The 12,725-nt window shown below is 73.6% G+C and carries 1 protein-coding gene and 1 pseudogene; both read right to left on the reverse strand.

From position 1 onward, the window contains the following. Nucleotides 1–18: 18 nt before the first annotated feature. Nucleotides 19–11,724: pseudogene (locus OHA72_RS64865) on the reverse strand (beta-ketoacyl synthase N-terminal-like domain-containing protein); the annotation flags it as partial. A gap of 112 nt (nucleotides 11,725–11,836) precedes the next feature. Further along, entirely contained in the window at nucleotides 11,837–12,580 is a 744-nt protein-coding gene (locus OHA72_RS26265; protein WP_327010450.1) for a thioesterase II family protein, read from the reverse strand. Between the last annotated feature and the right edge of the window lie 145 nt (nucleotides 12,581–12,725).

Here is a 12,725-nt window from a genome sequence, read left to right on the forward strand (position 1 = left end):
GGATCCGCGGGACGCTCACCGGTCAGCTTGTCCGGGGCGATCGCCCGCAGGGCAAGAGATTCCACCGACAGGACCGGCTGGCCATCCGGATCCGTGGCGACAATCGACACCGCCTCCGCACCGGACCGGCGGACGCGCACCCGCAGCGCCGAAGCACCCGTCGCCGACAGCGTCACGCCCGACCACGCGAACGGGAGCAGCGCCGCGCCCGTACCGTCGAGCACCACCGGGTGCAGGGCCGCGTCGAACAGGGCAGGGTGGATGCCGAAACCGTCCGTGTCCACGTCCTCCGGCAGCTGCACCTCAGCGAACAGGTCGTCGCCGGAGCGCCACGCCTGCGTCAACCCCTGGAACATCGGCCCGTAGCCGTAGCCGCGTTCGTGCAGGATGCCGTACGCGTCCTCGACCGGCACCGGGGTCGCCCCCGCCGGCGGCCACACCTCGAACGACGGTGCCTCGACCGGCTGCCCGGCCGCCGCGAGCCGGCCGGTCGCGTTGCGCGTCCACGGCGCGTCGCCGTCCACCCGCGAGTGGATCGACACCGGCCGCTCACCCGCGTCGCCGGCGGCGCCCACCATGACCTGCACCTCGACCGCGCCGCCGGCCGCCAGGACCAGCGGCGCCTCAAGGGTCAGCTCCTCGACGACGGTCAGGCCGACCTGGTCCCCGGCGCGGAACGCGAGCTCCACGAACGCCGTGCCCGGCAGCAGCACCGTGCCGAGCACGGCATGGTCCGCGAGCCATGGGTGGGTGGCGAGGGAGAGCCGCCCGTTCAGCAGCGCGCCCGCCCCGTCGGCGACCGCCACGGCATTGCCCAGCAACGGATGGTCGGCCGCCAGCACGCCGTCCGCGGCCGCGTCACCGGACGTCGTCAGCCAGTACCGCTGCCGCTGGAACGGGTAGCGGGGCAGCTCGACCTTCGCGGTCGGTGTGGTGCGGTAGTCGGGCCTGGCCGTCGTGGCGAGGTTGGTGAGGAACCGTTTGAGCGGGTGGTGTTTGCGGTGCAGGGTGTGGCTGGTGTACGGGGTGCCGCTGTCGTTGAGTGGGTGGACGAGGATGGGGTGTGGGCTGATTTCGATGAAGTGCGTGTGTCCGTCGTTGATGAGCTGCTGGGTGGCGGTGTGCAGTTGCACGGTGTTGCGGAGGTTCTGGTACCAGTAGTCGGCGTCGAGCCCGGTGGTGTCGTGGTAGGTGCCGGTGAGCGTGGAGCAGAACTGGATGTCACCGGCGGCTGGCGTGATGTCGGCGAGCGCCTCGAGGAGCCGTGCCTGGAGGGGTTCGATGTGTGGTGAGTGGCTGGCGTAGGTGACGGGTAGGACGCGGGCGTCGACGCCTCGGGATTGCAGGTTGGTGACGAGTGCTTGGACGGCGTTGGTGTCGCCGCTGACGGTGGTGTTGTTCGGTGAGTTGATGGCGGCGATGTGGACGCCGTCGGTGGTGGGCACGTCGGTGTGGGGCAGGGGCACGTGCGCCATCGCACCTGTGGGCAGATCCTGGATGGCGTGCGCGCGCAGCGTCGTTACGGTGGCGGCCTGGTGGAGGGTGAGTGCGCCGGCGGTGTGGGCGGCGGGGATTTCGCCTTGGGAGTGGCCGAGGACGGTGGAGGGCTGGATCCCGTGGTGTTGCCAGAGTCTTGTCAGGGATACGGCGATGGCGAACAGGGTCGGTTGGATGATGTGCGTGTGCTGTTGCAGTTCCGGGTCTTCGAGGGCCTGGTAGAGGTCGAAGGCAGGCAGGTCGTGCTCGTGGTGGACCTGGCTGAGTACGTCGGCGCATTCGGCCATGGCGGCGGCGAAGACCGGTGCGGTCTTGAGCAGTTCGACCGCCATGCCGGGGTATTGGGAGCCTTGGCCCGGGTAGACGAAGACGATCTTGCCGGTGGTGGCTGGTGTTGACGGTTCGATGGTGCGCAGCGCGGCGAGGAGTTCGTCGCGGTTGCTGACCACGGGCACGGCGCGGTAGGCGTGCGCGGCGCGGCCGGTGGCGAGCGGGTGGGAGAGCTGCTGCGGTGTGAGGTCGGGGTTGTGCTCGACGAGGTCGTGGAGTGCCGTTGCGAGTTCGCGGAGCGCTTCGGGGCTGTGCGCGGACAGCGGCACAGGGACGTGGCCGTCGCCTGTCGTCGCGGCCTCGGCCTGGACCGGGGTGTGTTCGAGGATGATGTGGGCGTTGGTGCCGGAGATGCCGAACGACGAGACGGCGGCGCGCCGGGCCCGGTCGCTGCCGGGCCAAGGCCGGGCCTCGGTGAGCAGTTCGACGGCACCCGCAGCCCAGTCCACGTGCGGCGATGGCTCGGTGACGTGCAGCGTCCTGGGCAGCACGCCGTGCCGCATCGCCTCGACCATCTTGATGATGCCGCCGACACCCGCTGCGGCCTGGGTGTGGCCGATGTTGGACTTGAGTGAGCCGAGGTAGAGGGGCTCTGTGCGCTCCTGCCCATAGGTGGCGATGAGGGCTTGGGCTTCGATCGGATCGCCGAGCGTCGTACCGGTGCCGTGCGCCTCGACACTGTCCACGTCGGACGGTTGGAGCCCGGCGTTGGCGAGGGCCTGCCGGATCACCCGTTCCTGCGACGGACCGTTCGGAGCGGTGAGACCGTTGGACGCGCCGTCCTGGTTGATCGCCGACCCGCGGATGACGGCCAGGATCTGGTGCCCGTTGCGTTCCGCGTCGGAGAGTCGCTCCAGCAGGACCAGGCCGACACCTTCGGACCAGGCGGCGCCGTCCGCCGCGGCGGAGAACGACTTGCAACGCCCGTCCGGCGCCAGCCCCCGCTGCCGGCTGAACTCGACGAAGATGCCGGGCGTGGCCATGACGGTGACCCCGCCGGCCACCGCCAGGCTGCACTCGCCCTGCCGCAGTGACTGCGCCGCAAGGTGCACAGCGACCAGCGACGACGAGCACGCGGTGTCGACGGTGACGGCGGGTCCTTCGAACCCGAACGTGTACGCGACCCGCCCCGTCGCCACGCTGCCCTGCTTGCCGGTGGTGAGGTAACCCTCGAGGCCGTCGGGGAGGCGGCCCTGACCGATCGCGTAGTCGTGGTACATCAGTCCGGCGAACACGCCCGTGTTCGTGCCGCGCAACGACTGCGGGTCGATGCCCGCGTCCTCCAGGGCCTCCCACGTCGCTTCGAGCAGCAGCCGCTGCTGCGGGTCGATGGCGAGTGCCTCGCGGGGGCTGATGCCGAAGAACGCGGGGTCGAACCGGTCCGCGTCGTGCAGGAAGCCGCCGTGGCGGGTGTACGACTTCCCGGTCGCCGCCGGGTCCGGGTCGTACAGGTGCGCCAGGTCCCAGCCGCGGTTGTCCGGGAAGTCGCCGATCGCGTCGCGTTCCCCGGCGACCAGGTCCCACAACGACCGTGGGGAGGTCACGCCGCCCGGGTACCGGCAGGCCATCGCCACGATCGCGATCGGCTCGTCGGACAGGGTGGCGGTGACGGCGGCGCGGACGGGACTGTCGCTGCGCAGCAGGAAGTCGACGAGCGCCCGCGGCGTCGGGTGGTCGAACACCACGGTCGCGGGGAGCCGCCGGCCGATCGCGGCGGAGAGCCGGTTGCGGAACTCGACGGACGTCAGCGAGTCGAACCCGAGCTCCTTGAACGCCAGGTCCGCGTCGACGGTGCCGGCGTCGGCGTGCCCGAGCACGATCGCGGTCGTCGTGCGGACCAGGTCGAGCGCCGCCGCGTGACGGTCTCCCTCGGAGAGGCGGGCGAGCCGCGCGTCCCAGCCGCCGTCCTCGGGGCGCTGCCCGGCGGCGCGGCGTGCCGGCACCCGCACGATCCCGCGCAGGATCGCCGGCAGCGTGCCGTTCGCGGCCGCGGTCCGCAGCGCAGGCAGGTCGAGCCGCGCCGGCACCAGCGCCGGTTCGGTGCCGGCGAGCGCGGCGTCCAGCAGCACCAGCGCCTCACCGGTCGGCATCGGCGCGATCCCGCCGCGGCTCATCCGCGCCAGGTCCGCCGCGCCGAGGTGGCCGGTCATGCCGCTGGACTCGGCCCACAGCCCCCACGCGAGGGACACCGCCGGCAGCCCCTGCGCGTGCCGCAGCGCGGCGAGCCCGTCGAGGAAGCCGTTCGCCGCGGTGTAGTTGCCCTGCCCGGCGTTGCCGAGGGTCGCCGTGACGGAGGAGAACAGCACGAACGCGGCCAGCGGCAGGTCGCGGGTCAGCTCGTGCAGGTGCCAGGCCGCGTCCGCCTTCGGCCGCAGCACCGCGTCGAGCCGCGGCCCGGTCAGCGCGTCGACGGTGGCGTCGTCGAGGATTCCGGCGGTGTGCACGACGGCGGTCAGCGGATGCTCCGCTGGCACGGCGGCGAGGAGCCGGGCGAGGTCGGCCCGGTCGGCGGCGTCGCAGGCCGCGACCGTCACCTCGGCGCCCAGCTCCGCCAGCTCGGCGCTGACCGCGGCGGCGTCCGGTGCCGCGCCGGCTGACGAGCAGCAGGTGCCGGGCGCCGTGGGCGGTCACCAGGTGCCGGGCGACGATCCGGCCGAGGGTCCCGGTGCCACCGGTGATCAGCACGGTACCGGCGGGATCAAACGCCGCCGTGTCCGAGGTGGCCGGCCCGGTGCGGCGCAGCCTCGGCACCGACGTCACGCCGTCGCGCACCGCGCACTGGGGTTCGCCGGCCGGCGGCACCAGCGGCGCCGCGCCGGGGCCGTCGGCGTCGGTGAGCACGATCCGGCCGGGGTGCTCCGCCTGCGCGGTGCGGACGAGGCCCCATACGGCGGCCGCCGACGGGTCGACCGGGTCGCCGTCGTTGACCGCGACCGCGCCGTGCGTGAGGACCAGGATCGACCGCTCCCCGGCGAGGGCGTCGTGCAGCTCCGTCAGGACGTGGCCGAGGCAGTCGCGCGTGCGCTCGACGACGGTGCCTGTCGCCGCGGGCAACCGGATCACGTGCACGCCGCCCGTCGTGCCCGCGTCGCCCGTCGGGGCCGTAGCGCCGGTCTGGGCTGCGGCGTTCGTCTGCTGGGCGGCATCGGTCCGGGAGGCGGCGTCGGTGTCGGCCGTGGCGGCGAGCGGACGCGTGGTGTCCGTCCGGGTTGCGGCGTCGAGCAGTGTTGCGGCTTCTAGCGGTGCTGCGGCGTTGAGCGGTGCTGCGGTGTTGAGCGGTGCTGCGGTGTTGAGCGGTGCTGCGGTGTTGAGCGGTGTTGCGGTGTTGAGCGGTGTTGCGGTGTTGAGCGGTGTTGCGGTGTTGAGCGGTGTTGCGGCTTCTAGCGGTGCTGCGGCTTCTAGCGGGGTGGCGGCGCCGAGCGGGGTGGCGGCGCCGAGTGGGGTTGCGGCGCCGGTCTGGGTCCAGGCGACGGCGAACAGCGGGTCGGCGGGACGACCCGCGGGCGCTGCGGGGCGCAGCACCAGCGACTCGACGGCGGCGACGGGCGCGCCGGTCGGGTCGGCGAGAGTCAGCGCGACCGTGTCCGTCCCGGTCCGCACGATGCGGACCCGCAGCGCGGTGGCCCCGACCGCCGCGAGGGTCACCCCGGACCAGTGGAACGGCAGCGACGGCACGTCACCGTCGCGCACGACCAGGCCGACAACGGCGTGCAGCGCCGCGTCGAACAGGGCGGCGTGCAGCCCGAACCCGTCCGGTTCCGTCCCGTTGGGCAGCACCACCGAGGCGTAGACGTCGCCGTTGCCGCCCCGCCACGCCGCCCGCAGGCCCTGGAACACCGGACCGTAGCCGTAGCCGCGTTCCAGCAGACCCGGGTACACGTCGGTGAGGTCGACCGCCGTCGCGCCCGGCGGCGGCCACTCGGCAAGGGAGTCCGATGAGACGCCGGCGGCGGTCAGGGTCCCGGAGGCGTGCCGCGTCCACTGTGGATCGTCGCCGTCGGGCCGGGAGTAGACCGCGACCGGGCGCCGGCCCGCGTCGTCGCCGGCGCCGACGGTCACCTGGATGACCACGGTGTCGGTGTCCGGCAGCGGCAGCGGTGCCTCAAGGGTCAGGTCCTCGACGCGGGCAGTGCCGACGCGGGCGCCGGCGTACAGGGCGAGGTCGACGAACGCCGTGCCCGGCAGCAGCGGCACGTCGAGCACCGCATGGTCCGCGAGCCACGGGTGGGTGCGCAGCGAGACCCGGCCGGTGAGGACGACGCCGTCGGTGTCCGCGAGCTCGACGGCGGCGTCCAGCAGCGCATGGTCGGCGGTCCCCGGCCCGGCCTGCCGCTGGCTGCTGACGATCCAGAACCGCTGCCGCTGGAACGGATACGTGGGCAGCTCCACCGGCGCCCCGGCCGTGGTCCGGTAGTCGGGCTTCGCCGTCGAGGCGAGGTTGGTGAGGAACCGTTTGAGCGGATGGTGCTTCCGATGTAGCGAGTGGCTGGTGTACGGGGTCCCGCTGTCGTTCAGTGGATGCACCAGGATCGGGTGTGGACTGATCTCGATGAAGTGCGTGTGTCCGTCGCCGATCAGCTGCTGGGTGGCGGTGTGCAGCTGCACGGTGTTGCGGAGGTTCTGGTACCAGTAGTCGGCATCGAGCCCAGTGGTGTCGTGGTAGGTCCCGGTGAGCGTGGAACAGAACTGGATGTCACCGGCGGCTGGCGTGATGTCGGCGAGCGCCTCCAGGAGCCGTGCCTGGAGGGGTTCGATGTGTGGTGAGTGGCTGGCGTAGGTGACGGGTAGGACGCGGGCGTCGACGCCTCGGGCTTGCAGGTTGGTGACGAGTGCTTGGACGGCGTCGGTGTCGCCGCTGACGGTGGTGTTGTTGGGTGAGTTGATGGCGGCGACGTGGACGCCCTGTGTAGTGGCGATTTCGGTGTGGGGCAGGGGCACGTGCGCCATCGCACCTGTGGGCAGATCCTGGATCGCGTGCGCGCGCAGCGTAGTCACGGTGGCGGCCTGGTGCAGGGTGAGCGCGCCGGCGGTGTGGGCGGCGGGGATCTCGCCTTGGGAGTGGCCGAGAACGGTGGAGGGCTGGATCCCGTGGTGCTGCCAGAGTCTTGTCAGGGACACGGCGACGGCGAACAGCGTCGGCTGGATGATATGCGTGTGCTGTTGCAGCTCCGGGTCTTCCAGGGCCTGGTACAGGTCGAAGGCAGGCAGGTCGTGCTCGGTGTGGACCTGCCGCAGGACATCGGCGCACTCCGCCATCGCCGCAGCGAACACCGGTGACGTCTTGAGCAGCTCGACCGCCATGCCGGGGTATTGGGAGCCTTGGCCGGGATAGACGAAGACGATCTTGCCGGTGGTGGCTGGTGTTGACGGTTCGATGGTGCGCAGCGCGGCGAGGAGCTCGTCGCGGCTGCTGACCACCGGCACGGCCCGGTATGCAAGGGCGGCGCGACCGGTGGCAAGGGGATGCGCGAGCTGCTGCGGCGTCAGGCCCGGGTTCTCGGAGACGAGGTCGTGCACGGCGCCGGCGAGTTCCCGGAGCGCTTCAGGACTGTGGGCCGACAACGGCACGGGGATGTAGCCGCCGTCGTCGGTCGCCGGCGAGGCCGGGGCCGGGACGTGTTCGAGGATGACATGGGCGTTGGTGCCGGAGATGCCGAACGACGAGACCGCGGCTCGGCGGGCCCGGTCGGTGCCGGGCCACGGCCGCGCCTCGGTCAGCAGCTCGACGGCACCCGCACTCCAGTCCACGTGCGGCGAAGGCGAGGTCACGTGCAGCGTCCTGGGCAGCACGCCGTGGCGCATCGCCTCGACCATCTTGATGATGCCGCCGACGCCCGCCGCGGCCTGGGTGTGCCCGATGTTGGACTTCAACGACCCGAGGTACAGCGGTTCGGTGCGGTCCTGCCCGTACGTGGCGATGAGCGCCTGCGCCTCGATCGGGTCGCCGAGGGTGGTGCCGGTGCCATGCGCCTCGACACTGTCCACATCGGACGGTTGGAGCCCGGCGTTGGCGAGGGCCTGCCGGATCACCCGTTCCTGCGACGGACCGTTCGGGGCGGTCAGGCCGTTGGACGCGCCGTCCTGGTTGATCGCAGACCCGCGGATGACCGCGAGGACCTGATGCCCGTTGCGTTCCGCGTCGGACAGCCGCTCCAGCAGGATCAGGCCGACCCCCTCCGCCCAGCCGGTGCCGTCCGCCGACGCCGAGAACGGCTTGCAGCGGCCGTCGACCGACAGCCCCCGCTGCCGGCTGAACTCCACGAACATCCCCGGCGTCGCCATCACCGCCGCCCCACCGGCGATCGCGAGACTGCACTCACCCAGCCGCAGCGCGTGCGCCGCCAGGTGCACCGCGACCAGCGACGACGAACACGCGGTGTCGACCGTGACGGCGGGACCTTCGAACCCGAACGTGTACGCGACCCGCCCGGACGCGACGCTGACGGTGCTGCCGGTCAGCAGGTACCCGTCGAAGCCTTCCGCGGGTTCGTGCAGGTGCGGGCCGTAGTCCTGGGCCATGGCGCCGACGAACACGCCGGTGTCGGTGCCGTGCATCGATCGTGGGTCGATCCCGGCGCGTTCCAGCGTCTCCCACGCGGTTTCCAGGAGCAGCCGCTGCTGCGGGTCCATCGCGGACGCCTCGCGGGGGCTGATCCCGAAGAACGCCGGGTCGAACCTGTCCGCGTCGTGCAGGAAGCCGCCGTGGCGGGTGTACGACTTGCCGGTGGCCGCCGGGTCCGGGTCGTAGAGGTGCGCCAGGTCCCAGCCGCGGTTGTCCGGGAACTCGGTGATCGCGTCGCGTTCCCCGGCGACCAGGTCCCACAGCGCCTGCGGGGACGTGGCGCCGCCCGGGTACCGGCACGCCATCGCCACGATCGCGACCGGCTCGTCCGGCTGAGCTGCCGCGGCGGTGACCCGCGGGGTGGCGGCGCCGGACCCGGTGAGCGTGGACAGCAGGTGGGTGGCCAGTACCGCCGGCGTGGGATGGTCGAACGTGAGCGTCGGGGCGAGCCGCGCGCCCGTGGCGTCCTGCAGCCGGTCGCGGAACTCGACGGCGCTCATCGAGTCGAAGCCGAGGTCCCGGAACGTGCGCTCGGTGTCGATCCCGTCGGGGGTGACGTGGCCGAGGACGATCGCTACGGTCGTGCGGACCACGTCCAGCAGCGCACCGTGCCGCTGCGTCTCTGGAAGCCCGGCGAGCCGGCGTTCCAGCCGCCCGGCGACGCCCTGCGGAGGTTCACCGCCGGGGGGAGCGGCCGGGGCCAGGGCCACAGGTGCCGCCGGGGCGCCGACACCCGGCAGCATGTCGATCCAGAAGCGGCTGCGCTGGAACGCGTACGTCGGCAGGTCCACGACCCGGGCGTCGAGCCCACGGCCCCAGTCGACGTCGCCGCCGCTGACGTGCAGCTGCGCCAGCCCGGTCAGCAGCTGCCGGTCCTCCGCCCGGCCGGAGCGCAGCAGCGTCACCACCGTCCCGGTCGCGCCGGCCGCGGCGAGGCAGTCGCGCACCATCGGGCCCAGCACCGGGTCGGGGCCCAGCTCCAGGAACCGGGTCACGCCGGCCTCCAGCAGGCGGGTGACGCCGTCGGCGAAGCGCACAGCCTCCCGCAGGTGCCGCACCCAGTAGTCCGGTGTGGACAGTGCCGGGTCGCCGATCCCGCCGGTCACGTTCGACACGACCGGGATCCGCGCCGGGCCGTACGTGAGGCCGCGCGCCACGGCACGGAACTCGTCGAGGATCCCGTCCATGTGCGGCGAGTGGAACGCGTGGCTGACCCGCAGCCGCCGGGTGCGCCGGCCCGCCGCCTTCCACTGCTCCCGCAGCGCGTCCACGGCGTCCTCGTCGCCGGAGACGACGACGCTGCCCGGCGCGTTGACCCCGGCGACGTCGACCCGCCCGGCGTGGGCCACGAGCGAGTCGCGGACCTCGTCCTCGGCGGCCTCGATGGCCGCCATCGCCCCGCCGGCCCGGGCCTGCTGCATGAGCCGGCCGCGGGCGGCGACCAGGGTGCACGCGTCGGCGAGGCCGAGGACCCCGGCGACCGCTGCGGCGGTCAGCTCGCCGATGGAGTGTCCGATGAGGACGTCCGGGGTCACGCCGTGCGCCTCGGCGAGGCGGAAGAGGGCGTATTCGAGGACGAACAGCGCCGGCTGGGTGAACCCGGTGCGGTGCAGCCGCTCGTCGTCGCCGAACATGACGTCACGCAGCGGCGCGGGCAGCAGCGGGTCGAGGTGCCCGCAGGCCTCGTCGACCGCGGCGGCGAAGACCGGCTCGGTGGCGTACAGCTCCCGGCCGGCGCCCGGGCGCTGGCTGCCCTGCCCGGTGAACATGACGGCGGTGCCGCCGGCCCGGACGGCGCCGGTCACCACGCCGGGAGCCGGCCGGTCCTCGGCGAGGTCGCCGAGCCCGGCGAGGAGTTCGTCGCGGGAGCCGCCGAGGACGACGCCGCGGTGCTCGAACGCCGAACGGGTCGTGGCGAGGGACAGCCCCACGTCGGCCGGGTCGAGGCCGGGGTCGGCGTCGATGAACGCCCGCAGCGCAGTCGCCTGGTCGCGCAGCGCCGCCGCGTCCCGGGCGCTGAGCACCCACGGGAGCGTCCCGGTGGGCGGTGCCGTCGCGGGTGGGTGCGGTGCCGGTGGGGGAGCGGAGCGCAGCACCAGGTGGCAGTTGGTGCCGCCCATGCCGAACGAGCTGACGCCGGCGACGACCGGGCCGTCGGCGGGCAGCGCGGCGCGGGCGGTGACGACCCGCAGGTTCAGCTCGTCGAGCGGGATCGCCGGGTTCGGCGTCTCGTAGTTGAGGCTCGGTGGCAGTTCACGGTGCCGGAGGCTGAGGACCGCCTTGAGGAAGCCGACGATGCCGGCCGCGCCTTCCAGGTGCCCGACGTTCGTCTTGGCGGAGCCGACGAGGAGCGGGTCGCCGTGCGGGCGGGCGGCGCCGAGGACCCGGCCGAGCGCGCCGGCCTCGATGGGGTCGCCGACGCGGGTGCCGGTGCCGTGCAGCTCGACATAGCGCACGTCGGCCGGGTCGACGCCCGCGTCGCGGTACGCCGAGCGCAGGACCGCCTCCTGGGCGCCGCCGCTGGGCACGGTGAGGCTGCTGCTGGCGCCGTCGTTGTTGACGGCGCCGCCGAGCAGCACGCAGGCGACCGGGTCGCCGTCGGCAAGGGCTTGTGACAGCGGCTTCAGCACGACCGCGCCGCCGCCTTCGCCGCGGACGTACCCGTTGGCGCGGGCGTCGAACGTGTAGCAGCGGCCGTCCGGTGACAGCCCCCCGAACCGGGCCGCGGTCACGGTGCTCTCCGCGAGGAGGTTGAGGTTGACGCCGCCGGCGATGGCCAGGTCCGCCTCGCCGCGCCAGACGCTCTCGGCGGCCATGTGCACGGCAATGAGCGCCGAGGACTGCGCCGAGTCGACGGTGAGGCTCGGTCCGGACAGCCCCAGCGTGTAGGAGATCCGGTTGGCGATGACGCTGCGGTGCAGGCCGGTGATCGCGTGGCCGGTGATGGCGTCGCCGCCCTGCCGGTACACCATCGTGGCGTAGTCGTCCCACATGGCGCCGACGAACACGCCGGTGCGGGTGCCGGCGAGGGCCGCGGGCACGATCCGGGCGTCCTCCAGGGCCTCCCAGGCCAGCTCCAGCATCAGTCGCTGCTGCGGGTCGATGACGGCGGCCTCCCGCGGGGAGATGCCGAAGAACCCGGCGTCGAACGTCTCCACGTCGGCGAGGAAGCCGCCGTGGTGCACGTCGCCGGCCGGGCCGGGCCACCGCCCGTCCGGCACCGGCGTGACCGCGCTGCGGCCCTCGGTCAGCAGCCGCCAGAACGCACCCGGTCCGGGCGCGCCCGGCAGGCGGCAGGAAATTCCGACGACGGCGATGGGTTCCCGAACAGTCATCCGCTTGCATGCCCCTCATCCGAACCGTGGCGCCTGTCGGTCCAGGCTCGGTGGAGCGGCTAACGGTGCCCTTCACGCGATCTAAAGCGCGCTGCGGCTGCCGCGGTGCGAGCTATGCGGCGAGGGCGGCGGCGAGGCGCGGCAGGAACGTCTCCCGCGGGAAGAAGTGCCCGCCGGGCACGGGATGCACGCGGCACGCGGCGCGGGTGTGCACGCCCCACGCGGCGGCGTCGCCGCGGCTGACGAGCGGGTCGGTGGTGCCGGTGAACACGTCGATCGGGCAGTCCAGCGGCACCGGGCGGTCCGGGCGGTGGCTGCGGCACAGCGCGAGGTCGTCCCGCACGATCGCGGTCATGGCCGCGAGCCACTGCGGGTACTCCAGCAGCGCCGGCGACATCCCGCCGATGCGGGTCATCCATGCCACCAGGTCGTCGTCGGGCAGTTCGGCGGCGGGCACCACCGCCCGCGGCAGGTGCGGCGCGGGGAACGCGCCGGCGAGCAGCCGGTCCGGACCGGGGCGGCCGGCGCGGGCGCGGGCCACGGCGAGCCGGTACGCCAGCAGCGCGCCCATGCTGTGCCCGTAGTAGGCGTGCGGGCCGGTCAGCCACGGGTCGAGCTCGTCGCTGAGGTCGGCGACGAGGGTGCCGAGGTCGCGGGCGCGCGGCTCGCGGATGCGGGCCTCCCGGCCGGGCAGTTGCACCGGCACCACCGACACGTCGGGGCCCAGCGCCTCCTGCCAGCCGGCGAACGCCGACGCGGCGCCGCCGGCGTGGTGGAAGCAGAACAGCCGCAGCCGCGCCGTCGCGTCCGGCGGGCGGGCCAGGCACGGGGTGCGCAGCGGCGCGGCGCGGGTCATTGCGGGGTGTCCGGCCGCGGGGGCGGTGGCCGGTGCGGGAACGCAGCCGGGCCAGGCGCCACAGCGCGCCGACCGCGAGCCGCTGCAGTGGCTGCCCGCCCCGCAGCCGCAGGATCGATCGGGCCACCCACAGCCGCGACTCGGC

The organism is Dactylosporangium sp. NBC_01737 (assembly GCF_035963215.1).
Taxonomy (GTDB): Bacteria; Actinomycetota; Actinomycetes; order Mycobacteriales; family Micromonosporaceae; genus Dactylosporangium.

Bases quoted from the DNA above. Each gene is read 5' to 3' on its own strand.
- OHA72_RS26265 (WP_327010450.1), bottom strand. From the start codon at position 12,580: ATGACCCGCGCCGCGCCGCTGCGCACCCCGTGCCTGGCCCGCCCGCCG.